The following is a 20,533-nucleotide window of genomic DNA, read 5'->3' as shown; positions in this document are numbered from 1 at the left end:
CCGGCGGGGCGGGCACCACGGCATCCACCGTCATCGCACATCTCCGTTCGGCGGGGCACCCGCACAAGGGCGCCGGGTCCACACTCCGCCGCTCTCAGCCTGTGACACCGGTCGCCGAACGTCCGCGTGGCGGCCGGTGACGAACAGGACGGATGTGTGCTCGTCTTTGTTGTTCCACGGGGTTCCCAGACGCCGGTGCTCCACACGCGTCCCGGGTCCGAGCGCCGCTGGAGTGCTTCTTGAGCACGGTCAGTGACGCCTCGGCCGCTTTCTGGGTCCTCGTCTGCGAGGCACATGGGGTCCACAACGCTGTCGGCCGATCGGGTGCGGGGAGCCGGCGGCAGGAGTGTTTCGCAGTCGTGGGGTACTCGCTGCGTGCGATCCGGGCAAGGGATGGCGGGAGAGCGTGGTCTGAGAGGGGAGCGGCCGTGACGTGGGTGCGGTGCGAGATGGATGCCAGCCGTGCCATGGACCCGCGGTGACGGCGCCCGGGGCAGGCTCGCCGCGCCGTGGAGAGCGGCTGGCGGATGCGGTGGATGCGCGGCTGCCGGTGCACGACGGGGGTGGCACCCTGTTGCGCAAGGCCTTCCCCGACCATTGGTCGTTCCTGCTGGGCGAGATCGCGCTGTACAGCCTGATCGTGTTGGTGCTGACCGGGGTGTGGCTGACGCTGTTCTTTCATCCCGATATGCGGGAGGTCGTCTACGCCGGAGGTTACGTGCCCCTGCGTGGTGTGCGCATGTCGGAGGCCTTCGACTCGACCCTGCACATCAGCTTCGACATCCGCGGCGGCCTGCTCATCCGGCAGATGCACCACTGGGCAGCCCTCGTCTTCATCGCCGCGATCGGCGTGCACATGCTGCGGGTCTTCTTCACCGGCGCCTTCCGCCGCCCTCGGGAGGCCAACTGGGTCATCGGCCTCACGCTGTTCGTGATCGCGCTGGCCGAGGGCTTCGCGGGCTACTCACTGCCCGACGACCTGCTCTCCGGCACGGGGCTGCGCATCGCGCAGGGCATCATGTTGTCGATCCCGGTGGTGGGCACGTACGTGAGCATGTTCGTCTTCGGCGCCCAGTTCCCGGGCCAGGACATCGTCCCCCGGCTGTACAGCCTGCACATCCTGTTGCTGCCCGGCGCGCTGATCGCTTTGGTCACCGTCCACCTGATCCTCGTGTTCTACCTGAAGCACACCCACTGGCGCGGTCCGGGCAAGTCGAACCGCAACGCCGTCGGAAAGCCGATGTTCCCGCAGTTCGTGGCCTCCTCGAGCGGCCTGTTCTTCACGGTCTTCGGCGTGCTCGCGTTCCTGGCCGGCATCGCCCAGATCAATCCGGTGTGGGTGTACGGCCCCTACCGCCCGGACCAGGCATCCACCGGATCCCAGCCCGACTGGTACGTGGGCTTCCTGGAGGGGGCACTACGGCTGGTACCGCCGTGGGAGACGACCGTCGCCGGCCACACGGTGATGTGGAACGTGCTGCTGCCGGCCGTTGTACTGCCCGCGCTGCTCTTCCTGGTCCTGTACCTGTATCCGTTCGTGGAACAGAGACTGACCGGGGAGGCCGGCCGCGAGCAGCACCTGTGCGACCGGCCGCGGGAGCGCCCCGTGCGCACTGGCCTCGGCGCCGCCGGCATCACCTTCTTCGGCGTCCTGCTGCTGGCCGGCGGCAACGACGTGGTGGCGCAGTCGTTCCGCATCTCGATCAATGTGCTGACCTGGATCCTGCGCATCGCTCTCGTCCTCGCCCCGATCGCGGCATTTCTGATGACGCGTCAAATCTGCCGTGCCCTACTGCAGGCAGAGCGCGAACGGCTCGTCGAGGGCGAGGAGACCGGCGAGGTACGGCAGGGCGTCGAGGGCGGGTACGAGAGCGGACACCGCCCGATCGACACGTTCCGGCCCGGCGCGCCACGGACCCCGGTCGAAGCCGGCGACGCGGTGGTCAGTCCTGACGACGGGCGTACTGGAACACCATCCCCACCACCCCCCGAGCCAGCACCCCGAAGCCGATGAGGAACAGCCACAGACCGTAGACAACCCCCGTGGCCGTGATCGCGAAGCCGAGCGCGGTGATCAGCGGCCAGGGGCTCTTCGGCGGGAAGAACTCCACCGGTCCACTCGCGTCGGCGACCTCCGCGTCGCGGCGGTCCTGCGGGCGCCGTCCTTTGCGCCGGTACTGCACCGCGCAGAAAAAGCTCACCAGGGCGGCCATCAGGAAGGCGATCGCCAGGGCCGCGCTGCCGGCCGGGTCGCGCGACCACCAGCCGTAGAGAGCCGCGGCCCCACCGAAGAACACCGCGACACCTCCGAAGAGCATGGATTCGACCTTCATCGCAGCCCTTCCCCCTGCGCCTGCTGGACGACGGCGGGATGATGCAGATCGAACGCGGGCGACTCGGACCGTACGCGGGGCAGCGCCACGAAGTTGTGGCGCGGCGGCGGACAGGAGGTTGCCCACTCCAGCCCGCGGCCGAACCCCCACGGGTCGTCCTCGGCCACCGGTTTCCCGTGTTTGGCGGTGCGCCACACGTTGTAGAGGAAGGGCAGCGTGGAAATGCCGAGGAGGAACGCGCCCGTGGAGGACAGGGTGTTCAGGAGCGTGAACCCGTCGCTGGGCAGGTAGTCGGCGTAGCGGCGGGGCATGCCCTCCTCGCCGAGCCAGTGCTGCACCAGGAAGGTCAGCTGGAAGGCGGGGAACAGCAGCCAGAAGTGCAGCTTGCCCAGGCGCTCGTCGAGCATCTTCCCGGTGAACTTGGGCCACCAGAAGTAGAACCCGGCGAACATGGCGAACACCACGGTGCCGAAGAGCACGTAGTGCAGGTGCGCCACGATGAAGTACGAGTCGGTGAGGTGGAAGTCCAGCGGCGGGGAGGCGATCAGCACCCCGCTCAGGCCCCCGAGCAGGAAGGACATGAGAAAGCCCAGCGACCACAGCATCGGCGTCTCGAACGACAGCGACCCTTTGTGCAGGGTGCCGATCCACGCGAAGAACTTGATGCCCGTCGGCACCGCGATCAGGAACGACATCACGGAGAAGAACGGCAGCAGCACCGCTCCGGTCGCGAACATGTGGTGCGCCCACACCACTGCGGACAGCATCGTGATAGCGATGGTCGCGCCGATCATCGGCAGATAGCCGAACATGGGCTTGCGGGAGAACACGGGAATGATCTCGGAGATGATCCCGAAGAACGGCAGGGCGACGATGTAGACCTCGGGGTGGCCGAAGAACCAGAACAGGTGCTGCCACAGCAGCGCCCCGCCGTTCGCCGCGTCGAAGACGTGCGCCCCGAATTTGCGGTCCGCTTCCAGGGCGAGCAGTGCGGCGGTCAGCACCGGGAACGCCGGCAGCACCAGGATGGATGTGAACAGGACGTTCCAGGTGAAGATCGGCATCCGGAACATGGTCATGCCAGGCGCGCGCAGACACATGATCGTGGTGATGAAGTTGACCGCGCCGAGGGTAGTGGACACACCCGTCACCACCAGGCCCATCACCCACAGGTCGCCGCCCGCACCGGGGGAGTGGTAGGCGCTGTTCAGCGGCGCATAGGCGAACCAGCCGAACGCCGCGGCGCCGCCCGGTACCAGGAAACCCGAGACGACCATCAGGCCGCCGAAGAGGTACATCCAGTACGACAGGGCGTTGAGGCGGGGGAACGCCACGTCCGGGGCACCGATCTGCAGCGGCATCACCGCGTTCGCGAAGCCCGCGAACATCGGGGTCGCGAAGAGCAGCATCATGATCGTGCCGTGGATAGTGAAGAGCTGGTTGTAGGTGTGCTCGTTCATGAACTGCAGTCCGGGGCGGGCCAGCTCAGCCCGCATGGCCATCGCCAGCAGCCCGGCGAACAGGAAGAAGCAGAAGGCAGTGACCATGTACAGACGACCGATCACCTTGTGATCAGTGGTGGTGGCCCAGTGCAGCACCGTCCGCCCCAACGAGGAGGCCGGGGCAGCCTGCCGCCGAAATTCACCGACGCGCACTGACGATTCGGTCATCATCCTCCTCCACGGGCCCGCCCCCGGTCGGCAGCCATCGAAGAGCCGTGCTGGAGCACAGGAGGCGCCTCGCGAGTGCCCTGACTCTCGGGACGGAAACCGGTGGCCACGAGCTTCACAGCGGCGTGGTGACGCTACTGCCGCCAGCGGAGGATTCCGGCCACGCCACGCCCTGAGTGCTCCGTCAGAGGAGCAACGTGCCAGCCACCCACGCGCCCGTCGGTAGAGCATCCGCCCTCCGGCGGGGTACTCGGTGACGATGACCATGATTCAGAACGAAGCGGCCGCGACGAATGCGGGCGGTGTGATCGCCGTGCTCGTCGTCGGGCTGGTCCTGGTCGGCGCGCTCATCTGGGCCATCAGGTTCGGCGTGAGGGTACGGCGTCGTGAGCCGCGGACTCCCCGGCGCGGTGAACACCCGACGCTGCCGTCGGCTGGACCTGTTCATGAGACCGAGCAGGTGCGGGAGCCGGACGAGGTGCCCCGGGCCGACGACGAGAGTGAGCGGCTCTCCCCGCACGACCTCGGTGCCTCCGGCAGCAGGCGGAGCCAGGACCAACGTCGTCGGCGCTGGTCTCGCGGCTCGAGCGGTTCGTTCGGCAGCGGTGGTCCAGGCAGTCGGTGAGAAGGGGGCGTAGGCGCCGACGGTCTCACCACGGCAGGGCGGCGGGGCACGGAGACGCCGCTGCGCGTCGTGCAGGCGGGGCGAGGAGCGCGTCCCCGGGCGCGTCGCCGATGCCCACGCGCGTGTCGTAGCCGCGAGCGCCGTGTATATGGATGCCGACGGAGCCTACGGCGCCAAACCGGCCGTCCGGTCGCCGATGGGCTGGCCGGCGCGGGCGTGACCTGGCTCGAGAAGTCCGCCTATTGCGACCACCCCGACGACGCCCGCAGCCGTGCCACCGTGGACGGTGCTGACGTGAACTGGCCCCGGATCTCGCCTACCGCGGTACCCGTGGCGGTTCGGGCCTGCACGCGCAGGAGTTCGACATCGCCCAGCGGCAAACCGCGGGGCCATCTGCCGCAGGCGTTCACCCGCTCTTCGGGGCCAGGCCGGCCGCATCGTCGCCGTGGTGGGTGGCGTCCCTCTTGCCCAAGCCCAGGACATCCTCCGCGACATCTCCGCGCGCACCCACATCGAAGAGCGGCACGTCGCTGGTCTCCTCGTCGACTGGGCGACCTCGGGACGCCTGCCCGAGGACGTTCGCTGCGAACTGCGCAGGCAACTCGATCGGCGGCGAGGGCGTACATGACGAGCTCCCCTCGTGGCCGCAGCGCCGACCACGCAGTGAGGAGACCGGCAAAGAAGCAGTGCGCTCGCGCTCCTCGTAGCGTCAGCTCGCGTGCGCGAGAGCAGCAAGTGCTACGAGCTGGAGACTGCGGGCGAGGCAAGCAGCGGCGTCCGCTGCGAGGACTCAACGCGGCCATGGACGATGGCTCCCGGATGACGCGCCGCGAGCGGCTCGGCCTCGACGACATCGAGAAGTCTCTCCAGTGCGACCGCCGCTTCGATTAGGGCATGTGCGCACGACGGAGGCTGATGGCCATCGGAAACCGATGCGTGTGGCCAGCGGTGTTCCTGGAGGTGGGGGTCACTTCAGGGGACCACTTCCTTCTGCCCGCGAGGGTTTTCGGCATGATCGTGTCGAAGCCGGAGGGGTGAATGTTGCTGGTCACAGCGATGGACCGGCGTTCGTAGGCGGCGTCGATGATCCGGTAGAACGCCTCAGTGGCGTCTTCCCCGACGGGCAGCAGGCCGATGTCGTCGATGACGATGAGGTCCGCGCGGCAGATCGTGTGACGGTCCGTGCGGTGGGCCCGTCGACCTTCGACTCCCGATCGCGGCGCTGAGTGTCTCGAGGGTGAACCAGGACACCGGCAGGCCGTTCTCGGTCGAGCCCTGGGTGAGGCCCTCGGTGAAGTGGCTGTTACCCGTCCCCGAGAGGCCGGCTATCACCAAGTTCTCGGCGCGGCCGATCCATTCCAGGGTGGTCAGAGAGTTCCGGGTGGGCTCGGGGATGGTGGAGCCCTCGGCCCGCGAGGAGCCCAGAGTCTTGCCGGTGAGGAGTTCGCCGAGTTGCGGCGAAGGCGCGGGTGGCCGCGTCGCGGCCGGTGACCTCCTCGGCTATCAGCAGCCACAGGACCTCGGCGGGGTCCCAGCGTTGGGCTTGGGCGGTGCCAGCACGTCGGGGGGGTGGCTTTGCGGATATAGCGCAGGCGCATACGGCGCATCAGCCTGTCCAACTCCTGGGACAGGGCCGGGGCCTGGGGAAACGTTACGGTCGTATATTCCTTCGCTGGTCGAGATAGCGCCGCGGGACATGGCGACGACCGCCAACTGCTCAGCCTGGCCGACCGGATGAGGGACCACCGCCCGGCCGACGCGCTGGACGTCTACCTGCGCCTACTGGGGCCGCTGAAGCAGTCGACCGGTGATCAGGCGTACCACGAGGTCGCCCGGCTGCTGCGCAGCATCCGCGAGTGCCACGAACGGCTCGGCACCCCTGAGGAGTTCTCCCGCCACCTTGCGGCACTGCGTACCGCACTCAAACGAAGGCCCAAGCTGATGAAGATCCTCGACACGAACGGCCTGTGACCCCATCCCCATACAGGAGGGGAACAGTGGGTAGTTCTGAAGTGTCGAGGGCGTGTTGGTGGTGCCGGCCCACCGCCAGTACAGATCCGAGTAGCCGATGCCACAGTCCTCTACTCGTAGTTCGGCTCGCCTTCGTCGGCACCGTCGCGCTCGCAGCGTTCGACAACCCAGAGCGCTTCAGCCAAGTCGAGCTCGTCGACGACGAGCTGTCCCTGCGCGACGCGGCGACATCCGCCCTGGTCGTCCTCGAAGATCTCAAGACCCGGAACATGCCCGCTGCGGCGTCCGGCACCGCGCGATCCGACGACCGCGTCAGCTCGATCGCGTCGCACCTGCACTCATCCGAGTACTGCTTCATGAACGCGCTTCCTACAGTCACTAATTCCTCCGGAACCATCCCGGTCTCCAGGTGCCCGAGTTTGAGGGGGGGTTTCAAGACCGTTCCACCATCGTCGGAGGAGAAGCCTGCGAGGGTTCGGTGCCGTAGCCCGGCCGGGTGGCATGTCCGGCCGAAAATTATTCATGGGGCGTGCCGGTCCGTCCGGCCCCTGGCGCAGGGTGTTTTCGTCTGGGGGCCGGGCATGCGGCGGCTTTCGTGCCGGTCCGGGTGGGCCGGCCGATGCTCGGCCGTCCTCGCGTGCGTCGCGCGTTCCTGGCGACATGGCTGTTGGCGTTTCGGGGCGGCGGGCTTGCCGTCCGAAACGCCGAAGGAGAGATCATGGTGGCAGCAAAAGTCGAGAGCCGTGGGACTACGTCCGCGCAGCTTCTCAGGGGCCAGAAGGCGCTGGTGACCGGCGCCAACTCGGGTATCGGCCTGGCGACAGCCGTTGCCCTGGGCCGGGCTGGAGCCGACGTAGTGGTGAATTACGTCGTCGGCGCGCACGAGGCAGAGAACGTCGTGAAGAAGATCGAGGGCTTCGGGGTCCGCGCCTACGCCCACGAAGCCGACGTGTCCGACGAGGACCAGGTGACGGCCATGGTCGCGCGGATGGTCGAGGAGTTCGGCACCATCGACATCATGGTGGCCAACGCGGGCCTCCAGCGGGACGCAGCCGTGACGGAGATGACGCTCGCCCAATGGCAGAAGGTCATCGACGTCAACCTGACCGGCCAGTTCCTGTGCGCGCGGGAGGCCGCCAAGGAGTTCATGCGGCGCGGTGTGGTGGAGGAGGTCTCCCGTTCGGCGGGAAAGATCATTTGTATGAGCTCTGTCCACCAGCTCGTCCCGTGGTCGGGGCACGTGAACTACGCCTCGTCCAAGGGCGGTGTGGGCATGCTGATGCAGACCCTCGCCCAGGAGCTGGCCCCCAAGCGGATCAGGGTCAACGCGGTCGCACCTGGTGCCATCCGCACGCCGATCAACCGCGACGCCTGGTCCACCCCCGAGGCCGAGACCGAACTGCTGCGCCTCATTCCGTACCGCCGTGTGGGCGACCCGGAGGACATCGCCAACGCCGTCGTCGCCCTGGCCTCCGACCTGCTCGACTACGTCGTCGGCACCACCCTCTACGTCGACGGCGGCATGACGCTCTTCCCCGGCTTCGCCACCGGAGGCTGATCTCCGATGCAGGATCATGTCACGCCCCGCCGGGTGGTGATCCTCGGCGGGGGGTTCGCCGGCCTGTTCGCCGCCCGTGCCCTGCGAAAGTCACCGGTGGCCTTGACCGTGGTCGACCGCCGTGCCCACCACCTCTTCCAACCGCTGCTCTATCAGTGCGCCTCCGGGATCCTGTCCGAGGGGCAGATCGCGCAACCGCTCCGCGGGGTCCTTCGGCGGCATCACAACGTGAGGTGCGTGCTCGCTGAGGCCACCGACGTGGATGCCGGCGCCCGGCTGGTTCACGCCCGGCGCCCCGGGGGCGGAATCGTTCAGCTGCCCTACGACGATCTGATCGTCGCTGTGGGCATGCGCCAGTCCTACTTCGGGCACGACGAGTTCGCCGCGCACGCCCCCGGCATGAAGACCCTGGACGACGCGCTGGACATCCGCCGTCGGATCTACCGGGCGTTCGAGATGGCCGAAACGGCGGCGAACGACCGGGAACGGCAGCAGTGGCTCACCTTCGCGCTCGTCGGCGGCGGGCCGACCGGTGTCGAACTCGCCGGACAGATTCGGGAGATCGCCGGACACACGCTCGACCGGGAGTTTCAGAGCATTGACTCCGCCAAGGCCCGGGTGCTGCTCTTCGAGGGGTCCGAGGCGGTGCTGGGTGCGTTCGGCCCTCCGCTGGCCCACCGTGCGGCCCGGACCCTGCAGCACCTCGGTGTCGAGCTCCACCTGGGCACGACGGTCACCGACATCGACGCGCACGGCCTGACGGTACGGGACCACGACGGCGGCACGACCCGGTTCGGCGCACGCACCGTGCTGTGGACGGCGGGCGTCGAGGCACCGCCGATCGCCGCTGCGCTGGCCCGGGCGACCGGCGCCAAGCAGGACCGGGCCGGCCGCATCCTCGTCGAGCCCGACCTCACCATCCCCGGCCACCCGGAGATCCGTGTCACGGGCGATGTGATGAGCCTGGACAGGCTGCCCGGCCTGGCCGAGGTCGCTATGCAGTCCGGCGCATACGCCGGCCGGCGCCTGCGCCACGATGTCGAGGGCAGGACGAAGCAGCCGAAGCCCTTCAAGTACGTGGATCTTGGCAGCGCCGCCTACATCGCCCGAGGCCGGGCCGTCGTCAAGGCCGGCCCGTTGCACCTGTCGGGCTTCACCGGCTGGCTGGCCTGGCTCTTCATCCATTTGGCCTTCCTCACCGGCTTCCGCAGCAGGCTGGGCGCGGTGCTCAGCTGGTCCGTCGCCTTTGCCACCGGCTCGCGCCGCGAACGCGCCTTCACCATGCCCGACGCAGACGCTTCGGCCGCCGGGGCGCCCGGACCGAAGCTCCCCCCGCCGCCTCCCTGAGGACGGGCACCCCGGCCGACCCTCCACGATTCCCCTCCGCATCCTGTCCCTCCTCCACCCAGCCCTGCAGGGCAGACCATCGAGGCGCCCATGCTCAGTACCGCCGTCCTTCTGGCGAACAACGCCCCGGCCCAGCTCCTGCCGGCTCGCGAACTGATGGCCTTCACCCTGGCCTCGCACATCCTCTTGGTCCCGTTCGGGGTGGCACTGCCCTTCATCACTCTGCTGATGCACCACCGGGGGTTGCGCCGCAACGATCCCGTGGCCCTCACACTCGCCAGGCGCTGGTCGGCGGTGATGGCGGTCCAGTTCGCCATCGGCATCATCACCGGCACCGTACTGTCCTTCGAGTTCGGTCTGCTGTGGCCCGGAATGATGGGCCGGTGGGGCGACGTGTTCGGCCTCGGGTTCGGCATCGAGGCATGGGCGTTCTTTCTCGAGGCCGTCCTCATCGCGATCTACCTCTACGGCTGGCGCCGGCTCAATCCCTGGACACACTTCTGGCTCGCCGTACCGCTGCCGCCGGCCGCCCTGATGGGAGCGTTCGGCATCATCGCGGCCAACTCCTGGATGAACACCCCCCAGGGGTTCGGACTCGACGCCCGGGGCAAGCCGATCGACGTCAACGTGCAACAGGCGATCTTCTCCCCGATGTTCGGCCCGGAGTACTGGCACTTCGTGGTCGCGATGCTCCTGACCGCCGGCTACGTGGTCGCCGGTGTGTACGCGGTCGGCTGGCTGCGCGGGCGCCGTGACCGCTACCACCGGCTCGGCTTCACGGTGCCGTTCACGGTCGCCGCGATCCTGACTCCGGTCCAGTTCATGCTCGGCGACTCCGCCGCCCGCGCCGTCTTCCACAAGCAGCCGGTCAAGTTCGCCGCAACCGAGATCGTCTGGAAGACCGACACCCACGTACCGGAGTACATGTTCGGACGGCTGAACAGGGACGGGACGATCTCCGGCGGGCTCAAGATTCCCCAACTGGACTCGATCCTCGCCGGCTTCAAGCCCAGCACGCAGGTGACCGGGCTGACGTCGGTGCCGGCCTCCGACCGCCCCACCGTCGTCCAGGCCACCATCGCGCACTGGGCCTTCGACATCATGGTCACCATCGGCAGCGTGCTGATCCTGCTCGCGCTCTGGTACGCCTGGTCCTGGTGGAGACATCGGGACAACCCGCGCAGCCGCTGGTTCTACCGCTGCGCAGCGCTCGCGGGAGCCGCCTGCCTGGTCACCGTGGAGTGCGGGTGGATCACCACGGAGGTCGGCCGGCAGCCCTGGATCGTCTACCACCACATGAGGATCTCTGAGGCTGTGACCAGCACCGGCGCCGGAGCGCTGTGGGCGATGCTCGGCATCGTCATGGCTGTTTACGTGGCCGTTTTCGGCGCGTTTCTCGCGGTCGTCCTGAAGATGCGCACCCGCTGGCGCATCGCCGACGAGCGCTCGGCCGTCGCGCGTGCCGAACTGCCTCCGGAGACCGACACCCCGTACGGGCCCAGAAGCGAGCCCGAGCCCACAACCGCCGGGGCCACGCACGATGGCGGGCCCGGCCACACCTCTGGCGGTGCGTCGTAATGGCCGAATCCATCGCATGGGTGCTGGTGATTGCGATCGCCGCCTATGCCTGCGCCGGGGGCACCGACTACGGCGCGGGCTTCTGGGACCTGCTGGCCGGCGGCGCGGAGCGCGGCAGGCGGCCCCGCTGGCTCATCGACCACGCCATGGCACCGGTCTGGGAGGTCAACAACGTCTGGTTGATCTTCGTTCTGGTCGTCATGTGGAGCGGCTTCCCGACGATGTTCCAGGCCGTCTTCTCCGCGATGTGGCTGCCACTCGCCCTTGCGGCCGTCGGCTTGGTGCTCCGCGGCGCCGGGTTCGCCCTGCGCAAGCCGACCCGCCGCCTGGCCCAACAGCGGGTCTACGGCGCGATGTTCGCCGTCTCCTCGCTGGTGACGCCGTTCTTCCTCGGGGCGGTGCTCGGCGGCATCGCCTCCGGGCGGGTCAAGGTGGGCACGACCGCTTCTGCGGACGCCTGGGCCAATGCGACCTCTGTCCTCGTGGGACTGCTGGCCATCGCCGCCACCGCGTTCCTCGGGGCGGTCTTCCTCTGCTCCGATGCCCGGCGGTTCGGTGCCGACGACCTTGTCGACTACTTCCGCCGGCGGGCGCTGGTCGCCTTCGCCGCGGTCGTCGTCCTCGCACTCATCGCCCTGCCGGTCACCCACCACGACGCCCGGTACGTCTGGGACGGCCTCACCCGGGGCCTGGGCCTGCTGCTGATCATTGTGGCCGCGGTGGCCGGTCTGGCCACGGTGCTGCTTCTGTGGCGTCGGTCCCTCGGCTGGTCCCGCTACACCTCGGTGGCGAGCGTCGCCCTGACCGTCGGCGCCTGGGGCTTCGCGCAGCGGCCCTATGTGCTACCCACCTCGCTGACGGTGACCGAAGCGGCCGGCGCCGCTCACACCCTGCGCTGGCTGGTGATCGTCACGGGCATCGCGATCGTGCTGGTCGGTCCGGCGCTGGTGCTGCTCTACCGGCTCGACACCATGGGTGAGCTGGAGGAGCTCACCGACGCCGACACCGGGGCCGCCAGAACTCCTGGGGACAACGTGTGACGGTGCAGCGCCGGAACGCCGCGTGCACCACCGTCAGTTGAGCCGCGCGGCGATGTGGTCGCCGACCCGCAGGGCATTGGCGATGGCGGTCAGGGACGGGTTCACCGCGCCGATGCTGGGGAAGAAGCTGGTGTCCACGACGTAGAGGTTGTCGAGGTCGTGGGCCTTGCAGTTGACGTCGAGGGCCGAAGTCTGTGGGTCGTCACCGAACCTAACCGTGCCGGCCTGGTGCGCGGTGGCGCCGATCGGCATGCCCTTGTGCAGGTAGATGCTGTGATCCAGCAGGTGGTGCTCGTGCATGCCCAGGTGTCCGAGCATCCCTCGGAGCTTGTGCTGGAGGCGCTTGAGGCCGGCGGTGTTGTTCTTCTCATCGAGAGCCAGGTGGATGGCGTCGTCCTTGTCGAGGGTGACCCGGCTTTCGGGCAGAGGGAGGTCCTCCCCGCACAGCCAGAAATCGACGGCGTGGTGCGCCAGCACCTCGAAGGGCATCTCGGGCATGACGGCACCGGCCCAGCGCGGCGCTTCGCCGTGGATCTGGTTGGCGTCCGACTTGCCGAGCATCTGGATGCCGCCGAGCGGATACTCCCAGTCGTCCGCGCCCAGGTACCAGTCGTTGAGCGCCAGGGTCTTCTGGAATCTGGTGGGGTTCGGTTCCTTCGACACCGCCATGAGCGCCAGGTTGTTGTGGCGCATGTAGTGGCGTCCCACGACGTCCGAGCTGTTGGCCAGGCCGCCGGGGTGCTTGTCGTTGGCCGAACGCAGCAGCAGAACGGCGGAGTTGACCGCGCCGGCGGCGACCACCACGATGTCGGCGCCGAATGCCTCGGTGGCTCCGTTCTGGAGCTCGGCGACGACTCTGGTGACGGTGTGTCCGGTCGGGTCGGTCTCCAGCCGCCGCACGTTCGCGTCGGTCACCATGGTGACGTTGTCGTACCTGAGTGCCGGGTCGACGCAGATCACCTGCGCGTCGGACTTGGCGCCCACCAGGCAGGGGAAGCCGTCGACCCGGTCGCAGCGGATGCAGACGCTGTCGTGGGTGGCCCGGCCGTGCTCGTCCTGGGTGAGGTTCACGCCGATGGGCAGGTGGAAGGGGTGCAGGCCGAATTTCCCCAGGTCGTCGCTGAGTTGCTGGATGCGCGCCTCGTGCTCGAGCGGGGGGTAGGCGTACTGCGCGCTGGTCGGCCCCGCGGTGGGATCCTCGCCGTGCCGGCCGTGCACCAAATAGAGGTGCTCGGCCTGGGTGTAGTACGGCTCCAGGTCCTCGTAGCGGATCGGCCAGGCCGGAGAGATGCCGTCATGGTGGCGCAACTCGCCGAAGTCCTCGGGCCGGAGCCGGAAGAGCGCGGCGCCGTAGAACTTGGTGTTGCCCCCGACGTAGTAGTTGACCTCCGGGGGGAACTGGTTGCCGTGCTTGTCGTACCAGAACTCGGGGGCCCGGTACTTGCCCTTGACGAAGACGGCGGTGGAGTCCCAGTTGTCCCGCTCCCGTGGCAGGTAGCCGCCGCGCTCCAGGATCAGGACGCGCTTGCCGGTGGGGGCCAGCCGGTGGGCGAGGGTACCGCCGCCCGCTCCCGTACCGATGATGATGACGTCGTAGTGCTGATCGTCGGCCATGAGAGGGCCCCCGTTCTAGGAGTCGTCGGCTGTCCTGGCCGTAGCGCCGGTCCGGGGGTCTCCGAGGTCGCGCTGTTCCGCGCGGCAACCCACACAATCAGAACATTCAGCGCCAATTTCCAAAATATCGGGTGGATCGGGCTGCGGCGACCCGACGGGATCGAACAAGTGGGCAGCCAATCGATCTCCCGCAGCGCATGTACCGCCTCGTCCACGATCGCCTGCGGCCGACCGCCGCATCGACGGTCAGGCCGCTCGTCCGACCGCAACGGTTCGAGGGTGGCGTACCGGGAGCCCACCAGCCGGGCGGGCATGAAATGGTCGTCGCGACCTGCGACCGCTGGTCGGCGACCGCCCGGTCGACCGCCAGATACAGGAAGCACACACCTGCGCCTGCCCTACGGAGCCTCGCGGATCCGGTTGGCGAGGGAGAGCAGCCACAGCCGGCGACCCTCGTCGTCCAGCGGACGCCCTGATGTCATCTTGGCGCGGTTCGCGGCAGGGTGGACGTCGTCCGCCCCCCTGCCCGAGGCGCTGCCTGCTCCCGCGCCTGCCGCGGCTGCGAGTCGTCCAGTCCCTTTCCGCCGGCGTCGACGCCCTTGTGAAGTACGTTCCCAGCGGTGCCGTTCTCTGCAACGCCACGGGAGTGCACGATGCCAGCACCGCCGAACTGGCCGTGTCACTCACCCTCGCGTCGCTCCGCTGCATCCCCGATTTCGTCCGTGCCGAGGACGCCGAGGAGTGGCGGACCGGCTTCCGCCCGGCGCTGGCCGACCGCACCGTCCTGCTCCTGGGCTACGGCTCCATCGCCGCCGCCGTCGAGGACCGGCTCACTCCCTGCGAGTGCGCGATCCTGCGAGTCGCCCGGACCGCCCGCACCACTGCGCGCGGGGCCGTCCACGCGCTCGTCGATCTGCCCGAGTTCCTGCCCCTCGCCGACATCGTGGTGATCACCGTCCCACTCACCCAGGACACCCATGGCCTCATCGACGCCGGCCTCCTCGCGCTGATGCAGGATGGCGTCCTGCTGGTGAACGTGGCCAGGGGCGCGGCGGTGGACACCGACGCGTTTCTTGCCGAGCTCGGGACGGGCCGGTTGAGCGCGGCCCTCTACGTCACCGACCCCGAGTCCCTCCCGGCCGGGCATCCGTTCTGGCACGCGCCCAACACGCTGATCAGCCCTCATGTCGGAGGCCAGAGCCCAGCTTTTGAGCCCCGGGCGTTGCGGCTGATTCGCACTCAGGTACTGCGCCATCCGGCCGGGGAGCGGCTGGAGAACATCGTGCCCACCCGCAAGCCCTGATCTGGATCCGGGCCCAAGACCTCACAGGACGGCGATCGGGTTGACCGGAGAGCCGGTGGCGTCCGGCAGCCTCAGCGGGGCGATCACGCAGAGGAACGACCACCGTTCCTCCGCCTGGCAGACCGGTGCCAGATCCTCGAACTGCAAGTAGTCCAGCAGGTGAAGGCCCATGGCGTGGATCGCCAGCACATGGACGGGGAAGCCGACGCCCTCGGTGGAGCTCGGCGCGGTGTCGTTGTTCCCGTCGCCGCCGAGCACGGCGACCCGCCGGTCCGACAGGAACTCCAGCGCGGACGGATGCAGCCCCGCGCGGGCGTCCGCCGCGTGCCACGCGCCCAGCTCCCCACGGCGTCGCCGGTGGCCGACCCTGACGAACAGGAGGTCGCCCTCGCCCACGCGGACGTGCTGGGCTGCCTCGGCTGCGGTGAGGTCGTCGAGGGTCACGTGATCACCCGGTTCGAGCCACGGCACGCCGCGCAGCCGCGGGATGTCCAACAGGACGCCGCGGCCGACGATCCCGTCGCGCGCCGCCTCGATGGAGAGCGCCGTGGCCCCGTCCGCCGTGATGCTGCTCGCGGTTGCGCCGCCGTGCAGTGTGCCGTCGTAGATCACGTGGCACAGGGCGTCGATGTGGCTGTCGGCGTCACCGTGCACGTTCATCGCGAAGCTGTCCATCGCGAAGCGGAGCCCGCTTGAGGCGTGTTCCGCGGGCCGCCCGTTCATCCGGTGCCTCGCGGGCTCCGGATTGTCCGGACCGGGCAGCGTTTCCACCGGCGCGGCGAGTGTGACCGTCCGGCCGGTCCGCACCTCGCGGGCGGCGGCCAGCACGCGGGCGGGGGTGAGCGCGGCCAGAGCGCCCCGATCACCCTTGGCCCAGGCGGCGCGCGAGAGCATGCGCCGGTAGAGCACGTCGAACTCGCCCTTTGTCAGCCGCGGCGGTTGCGGCGGCCGGGAATACGTGACCATGGGTCAGCGTCCATGCTCCGCGTCGAGCGCCTCGTCGAGAGTGATGGCGGCCATGATCAGGGACAGGTGGGTGAACGCCTGGGGGAAGTTGCCCAGTTGCTCCCCGCTCGGACCGACCTCCTCGGCGAACAGGCCGACGTGGTTGGCGTAGGTCTGCATCTTCTCGAAGGTGTATCGGGCCTGGGACAGCCGCCCCGCCCTGGCCAGCGCGTCGACGTAGAGGAAGGTGCACAGGCTGAAGGTGCCCTCCGAGCCGCGCAGGCCGTCCGGCGATGCCGCCGGATCGTAGCGGTAGACAAGGCTGTCGGAGACGAGCTTGCGGTCCATCGCGTCAAGCGTGGAGAGCCAGGCCGTGGCCCGGGGTGCGATGAACTTGACCCTGGGCATGAGCAGCAGAGAGGCGTCCAGGACGTCGCCGTCGTAGTGCTGGACGAAGGCGCGCTCCTTCTCGCTCCAGCCGCGTTCCATGACTTGATCGAATACGGCGTCCCTCGCCTTGCGCCACCGTTCCACGTCGGCGGGCCGGCGGAAGTAGTCGGCCAGGCGCAGCCCATGGTCGAAGGCGAGCCACGACATCACCCGGCTGTAGGTGAAGTCCTGGCGGCCACCGCGGGTCTCCCAGATGCCCTCGTCCGGCCGGTCCCAGTTGTCGGCGAACCAGTCCAGCGTCCTGGCGAGCGTCTGCCATCCCTCGAAGCTGGCCTGCTGGGCGATCTCGCGGCCCTGGGACAGCGCGTAGAGGGCCTCGCCGTAGATGTCCAGCTGGAGCTGGTCGGCGGCGCCGTTGCCGACGCGGACCGGGTAGGAGCCGCGGTAGCCCTCGAAGTGGTCGAGTGTCTCCTCCGGCAGGTCGGGATTGCCGTCGATCCGGTACATCGTCTGGAGCGGCTCCTCCTCCTTGCCCTCGCGCTCACGCAGCCTGTCCACCAGCCAGTGGACGAAGGCGGTGGCCTCCTCGACGAAGCCGAGGTCCAGCATGGCCCGCACCGACAGCGCGCCGTCGCGGACCCAGGTGAAGCGGTAGTCCCAGTTGCGCTCGCCTCCCACCTGTTCGGGCAGGCCCATGGTGGCCGCCGCGATGAGAGCGCCGGTGGGGGCGTAGGTGAGGAGCTTGAGAGTGATGACCGAGCGGTGCACCAGCTCGGGCCACCGACCCCGGTAGCGAGACTGTCGCAGCCAGTGCTGCCAGAACCGGCTGACCTCCTCGAATTGCCCGGTCAGTCCCTCGACCGTGGGAGGTGTCGGCGCCTCGCCGCCGGACGCGCAGACGGTGAACACGGCGCCGCCGGACTCGCCGGTGCGCAGCGTCACCTTGCCACGCACGTCCTGGCCGTCCCGCTCCAGCGGGAACGTGGCCTGCAGGTGCCCGTCGATTCCGGGGGCCCTGAACAGAGCGCCGTTCTCGCCGAGTTCGAGCTCGTGCTCGGCCCGGCCGTAGTCGAAGCGCGGCCGGCACTCGAGCGTGAAGTCGACGGTCCCCCGCACGGCACGCACCACGCGGATCAGGGTGTGACGGTCGGTCGCGGTGCGGGTCCGGTCCGGGGGCATGAAGTCGACCACCTCGCCCACCCCGTCCGGCGACATGAACCGGGTCACCAGAATGGCCGTGTCGGGGTAGTAGAGCTGCTTGCAGGTCGCGTCGGGATGCTCAGGGGCCAGCCTCAGGTAGCCGCCGCCGTCGTGGTCGAGCAGTGCGGCGAAGATGCTGGGCGAGTCGAACCGGGGAGCCGCGAACCAGTCGACGACGCCCTGCGAGGAGACGAGCGCGGCGGTCTGCAAGTCGCCCACCAGGCCGTGTTCGGCGATGGGAGGGTAGCGGTCCATTGCGGCTCCCAAGTCTCGGGAAGTCCCCCTACTTCCATCCACTATCCGGCACCCCTGCCGTCCCTGCCATGTCGACGCCGTCGGCCAAGGACCAACGGCGACGACAGTCGGGCCGACACCCTTGTGGTGCAGCGGCGACCGGCTACAGGCGCGCGGTAACCGGCTCCGCGTCGGCGACGAAGTCACCTTGGCCGCCGGAGCCGAGCACTGCCTTCGGCTTGCTGTGCACCCTCCGGGAGGTGTTACTGGCTGTGGTCGGCCGGCACAAGTGGGCCCCGTCCCCGGCGTGCGGGCACCGCGGCACCCCGTCCGGCCGTGAGCCGAGTGTCGGAGGCTGTGGATGGAGATGATTCACGTCCGGCTGGTGAGCCCGGTTGAGCTCACCTCCCGGGCGGTCGGGCTGCTCACCGGTGACCGCTACGTCTTCAATCTGGTCGTCCTTCCCGGACTGGCGCAGAACCCCGACGGCGACGCGATCGAGTGCGACATTCTGGCGGGTGCGGCCAACACCGTGCTGCGCGGTCTGCGCGAGCTGGAAGTCGACCGCGGCGGATCCATCGTCATCGAGCCGGTCGAGATGGCCTTCTCCGGTACCGCGGCCGCGGCGGAGCAGCAGCAGCTCGGGGCGCTCGCGCACGCGCCCTTCTGGGAGGAGGTGGAGGCGCGCATCCGCGCCGAGGGCACATACCTGCCGAGCTTCTACGTCTACCTGGTCATCGCAGGCGTCATCGGGGCGGTGGGCATCATCACCAACTCCCAGATCCTGATCGTCGCAGCGATGGTCGTCGGACCGGAGTACGGCGCCATCACCAGCGTCGCGCTGGGCCTCGACCGTGGTAACCGCACCAGGATCCGGCAAGGCCTGTTCGCCCTGACCGTGGGATTCCTGACGGCCGTCCTGGTGACCTTCCTGTTCTCATGGGCGATCCGGGGCCTCGGCCTTCAACCCGACGCCTTCGACCTGGGTATCAGGCCGGTCTCCACGCTGATCGACGCCCCCAACGTCTTCTCCGTCGTCGTCGCGGTGCTGGCCGGCATCGTCGGGATCGTGTCCCTGACCCAGGCCAGGACGAGCGCGCTGCTCGGCGTCTTCATCTCGGTCACCACCATCCCCGCCGCCGCGGACATCGGCGTCTCCTGCGCGTTCTCCAGCTGGAGCGAGGCGCGCGGATCCCTGATCCAACTCCTGCTCAACATCGTGCTGTTGATTCTGGTGGGCGTGCTGACGCTCAGATTCCAACGGGCTGTCTGGCGTTACATCAGCCGGCGCGGCGGGCGCTCGGGCGGCAGTTGAAGCCGCCACGCCATCGGCGAGCGGCACATCCCCATGTGCCGCCCGGCCGACCTCGCAGCAGGGCGGAGCGGTGACTCGACGCCGGTGACTCCACCGGGCGAACGTGCCCGGCGATTCCGCCGGCGGGAACGTGTCGCGCTTGACCGGGCCGTAGGGGGGCCGCACGCTCCCGACGAGGAGGCCGTAACCATCGGCGACCATGACACCCACGTGTGAGGGCGTCGGCCGGGCGGATCGAGGAGACCACGCGTGAAGGAGAGTCGCACCGGACGGCAACTGACTCTGCGCCACGGCGCGCACAGTGCCGTCGTCGTCGAGCTGGGCGCGGCGCTGCGGTCGTACTCGGTCGGTGAACGCACCGTGGTCGACGGATTCGCCGCACAGAACCGGATCACCGGCGGGCGAGGCCAGATCCTGGTGCCGTGGCCCAACCGGATCCGCGACGGCCGGTACCGCTGGAACGGGCAGGACCTGCAGCTGCCACTCACCGAGCCGATCGGCGACAACGCCATCCACGGACTGCTCCGGTGGACCTCGTGGCACGTCGTGAAGGAGAGCGACAGCCGGGCCGCCCTGGAGACCTCGCTGTGGCCGCAGCCGGGCTACCCGTACCACCTGCACGTCCGCGCCGAGTACGCCTTGGGCGGCTCCGGGCTAGAAGTCGCCGCCACCGCGCGCAACCTCGACACGAGCGCCGCACCCTACGGCTTCGGCCAGCACCCCTACATCACGGCGGGCACCACAGACGTCGACCAGTCCGTGTTGACCGTCCCCGCCCGGACGTGGCTGCGCACCGACGAGCGTTGGCGCGCATGTCGACTGCAGCGGATACGACGACCGGGACCTGCCTCAGGGATGCACCAGTGCGGTGCATCCCTCGGGGTCCACGTCGTAGGGGGTCCTCGGAACCGGTGAAGATCGCGCGGTGGGGGGAATGACGGCGCCGTCATTGCCCCCCCCGCGCGTTGCCCCCCCACGCGGTGTACTGCTAGCCGGGGGCCGGGCTGGCCACCGCCGTGGCCCGGCGGCCCGCCGCGGGCCCCCCCGCCCCCCCCCCCCCCCCCCCCCCCCCCCCCGATCCCCCAGCAGACGGTGTACTGCTCGCCGGGGCCGAGGCTGACCAGCGCCGTGCCACTGCGGAAGGCATCCGGCGGGCAGGTCATCGGTTCAACGGTGAGCGCGCGACGGCGCTCCCCTGACGGGAGGGTGTCGCCGGTGTAGAGCTGCACATAGTCGGCGCCGTTGCCAAGATGCCAGCGTCACCTCGTGGATGTCGTCGCTCCTGCCCGCGTCCGCCGGCGGGCAGGAGCACCCGCCCGTCTCATCACCACGCGCCGAAAGGGCCATACGTGACGACGAACCAGGTGCTCATCGGAGTGGGCCTGACCCTGGTCCTCGCCGTCGGATCGC

At 69.2% G+C, this 20,533-nt stretch carries 18 protein-coding genes; 10 read left to right on the top strand and 8 right to left on the bottom strand.

Annotated elements, in window-relative coordinates; all coding sequences use genetic code 11:
• The first annotated feature begins 478 nt into the window (after nt 1-478).
• Nucleotides 479-2,014 carry a cytochrome bc complex cytochrome b subunit gene (locus tag ACGFYN_RS45880; RefSeq protein ID WP_393871944.1) on the top strand — a complete coding sequence of 512 codons (1,536 nt, stop codon included), beginning with the start codon at nt 479-481 and terminating at the stop codon, nt 2,012-2,014.
• On the opposite strand, the gene ACGFYN_RS45875 is transcribed toward ACGFYN_RS45880, so the two are convergent.
• Nucleotides 1,944-2,333: a cytochrome c oxidase subunit 4 gene (locus ACGFYN_RS45875; RefSeq protein ID WP_393871943.1), complete on the bottom strand. Its 390-nt coding sequence runs from the start codon at nt 2,331-2,333 to the stop codon at nt 1,944-1,946. The two genes, ACGFYN_RS45880 and ACGFYN_RS45875, sit on opposite strands and share 71 nt — an antisense overlap.
• A complete protein-coding gene (gene ctaD, locus ACGFYN_RS45870) occupies nt 2,330-4,006 on the bottom strand; it encodes a cytochrome c oxidase subunit I (RefSeq protein WP_393871942.1) in 1,677 nt (558 codons plus the stop codon). Before ctaD ends, ACGFYN_RS45875 begins: the two co-directional genes overlap by 4 nt.
• A 262-nt stretch (nt 4,007-4,268) precedes the next feature.
• Between ctaD and ACGFYN_RS45865 the strand changes: the two genes are divergently transcribed.
• Nucleotides 4,269-4,628 (top strand): DUF6479 family protein, encoded by a 360-nt coding sequence (locus ACGFYN_RS45865; RefSeq protein ID WP_393871947.1) that lies wholly within the window; start codon nt 4,269-4,271, stop codon nt 4,626-4,628.
• An 887-nt stretch (nt 4,629-5,515) separates the two neighbouring features.
• Here the strand turns inward: ACGFYN_RS45865 and ACGFYN_RS45860 are convergent.
• Nucleotides 5,516-5,758 (bottom strand): hypothetical protein, encoded by a 243-nt coding sequence (locus ACGFYN_RS45860; protein WP_393871946.1) that lies wholly within the window; start codon nt 5,756-5,758, stop codon nt 5,516-5,518.
• On the bottom strand, nt 5,730-5,960 hold the full coding sequence (locus ACGFYN_RS45855; protein WP_393871945.1) for a hypothetical protein: 231 nt from the start codon (nt 5,958-5,960) through the stop codon (nt 5,730-5,732). The genes ACGFYN_RS45860 and ACGFYN_RS45855 overlap by 29 nt, the downstream gene beginning before the upstream one ends.
• Nucleotides 5,961-6,362: 402 nt before the next feature.
• On the opposite strand from ACGFYN_RS45855, the gene ACGFYN_RS45850 reads away from it, so the two are divergent.
• A complete protein-coding gene (locus tag ACGFYN_RS45850) occupies nt 6,363-6,599 on the top strand; it encodes a hypothetical protein (protein WP_393871941.1) in 237 nt (78 codons plus the stop codon).
• A gap of 110 nt (nt 6,600-6,709) precedes the next feature.
• Here ACGFYN_RS45850 and ACGFYN_RS45845 read toward each other — a convergent pair whose 3' ends face one another.
• Nucleotides 6,710-6,931: a hypothetical protein gene (locus ACGFYN_RS45845; RefSeq protein ID WP_393871940.1), complete on the bottom strand. Its 222-nt coding sequence runs from the start codon at nt 6,929-6,931 to the stop codon at nt 6,710-6,712.
• Nucleotides 6,932-7,317: 386 nt separating this feature from the next.
• Between ACGFYN_RS45845 and ACGFYN_RS45840 the strand changes: the two genes are divergently transcribed.
• The 4 genes from ACGFYN_RS45840 to ACGFYN_RS45825 all read left to right on the top strand — a co-directional run bounded on the left by ACGFYN_RS45840 (nt 7,318) and on the right by ACGFYN_RS45825 (nt 12,122).
• The gene (locus tag ACGFYN_RS45840; protein WP_393871939.1) at nt 7,318-8,157 is read left to right on the top strand and encodes an SDR family oxidoreductase; all 840 of its coding nucleotides are present in this window, start codon (nt 7,318-7,320) and stop codon (nt 8,155-8,157) included.
• Between the two features lie 6 nt (nt 8,158-8,163).
• Nucleotides 8,164-9,504 carry an NAD(P)/FAD-dependent oxidoreductase gene (locus ACGFYN_RS45835; protein WP_393871938.1) on the top strand — a complete coding sequence of 447 codons (1,341 nt, stop codon included), beginning with the start codon at nt 8,164-8,166 and terminating at the stop codon, nt 9,502-9,504.
• Nucleotides 9,505-9,594: 90 nt separating this feature from the next.
• Nucleotides 9,595-11,082, top strand: a complete 1,488-nt coding sequence (locus tag ACGFYN_RS45830) for a cytochrome ubiquinol oxidase subunit I (protein WP_393871937.1) — start codon at nt 9,595-9,597, stop codon at nt 11,080-11,082.
• On the top strand, nt 11,082-12,122 hold the full coding sequence (locus tag ACGFYN_RS45825) for a cytochrome d ubiquinol oxidase subunit II (RefSeq protein ID WP_393871936.1): 1,041 nt from the start codon (nt 11,082-11,084) through the stop codon (nt 12,120-12,122). Before ACGFYN_RS45830 ends, ACGFYN_RS45825 begins: the two co-directional genes overlap by 1 nt.
• Nucleotides 12,123-12,155: 33 nt before the next feature.
• Here the strand turns inward: ACGFYN_RS45825 and ACGFYN_RS45820 are convergent, their stop codons facing one another.
• Entirely contained in the window at nt 12,156-13,736 is a 1,581-nt protein-coding gene (locus ACGFYN_RS45820) for a GMC oxidoreductase (protein WP_393871935.1), read from the bottom strand.
• A gap of 475 nt (nt 13,737-14,211) precedes the next feature.
• Here ACGFYN_RS45820 and ACGFYN_RS45815 point away from each other — a divergent pair, with 475 nt between their 5' ends.
• Nucleotides 14,212-15,039, top strand: coding sequence for an NAD(P)-dependent oxidoreductase (locus ACGFYN_RS45815; RefSeq protein WP_393871934.1), 828 nt, complete (start codon nt 14,212-14,214; stop codon nt 15,037-15,039).
• Between the two features lie 21 nt (nt 15,040-15,060).
• Here ACGFYN_RS45815 and ACGFYN_RS45810 read toward each other — a convergent pair whose 3' ends face one another.
• Both ACGFYN_RS45810 and ACGFYN_RS45805 read right to left on the bottom strand, forming a co-directional pair.
• Nucleotides 15,061-16,005, bottom strand: coding sequence for a cyclase family protein (locus ACGFYN_RS45810; RefSeq protein WP_393871933.1), 945 nt, complete (start codon nt 16,003-16,005; stop codon nt 15,061-15,063).
• 3 nt (nt 16,006-16,008) lie between these two features.
• Complete coding sequence (locus tag ACGFYN_RS45805) at nt 16,009-17,829, bottom strand: glycoside hydrolase family 15 protein (RefSeq protein WP_393871932.1); 1,821 nt, start codon at nt 17,827-17,829, stop codon at nt 16,009-16,011.
• Between the two features lie 340 nt (nt 17,830-18,169).
• Between ACGFYN_RS45805 and ACGFYN_RS45800 the strand changes: the two genes are divergently transcribed.
• Together ACGFYN_RS45800 and ACGFYN_RS45795 are read left to right on the top strand one after the other, a co-directional pair.
• Nucleotides 18,170-19,123 (top strand): DUF389 domain-containing protein, encoded by a 954-nt coding sequence (locus ACGFYN_RS45800; RefSeq protein WP_393871931.1) that lies wholly within the window; start codon nt 18,170-18,172, stop codon nt 19,121-19,123.
• Between the two features lie 249 nt (nt 19,124-19,372).
• Entirely contained in the window at nt 19,373-20,038 is a 666-nt protein-coding gene (locus ACGFYN_RS45795; protein WP_393871930.1) for a hypothetical protein, read from the top strand.
• Nucleotides 20,039-20,533 lie beyond the last annotated feature (495 nt).

Origin of the sequence: Streptomyces sp. NPDC048419 (assembly GCF_043200415.1) — a bacterium.
In the GTDB taxonomy this organism is placed as follows: Bacteria; Actinomycetota; Actinomycetes; order Streptomycetales; family Streptomycetaceae; genus Streptomyces.
Note: the sequence above shows the minus strand (reverse complement) of the source record. Positions and strands in the feature narration are given on the sequence as shown.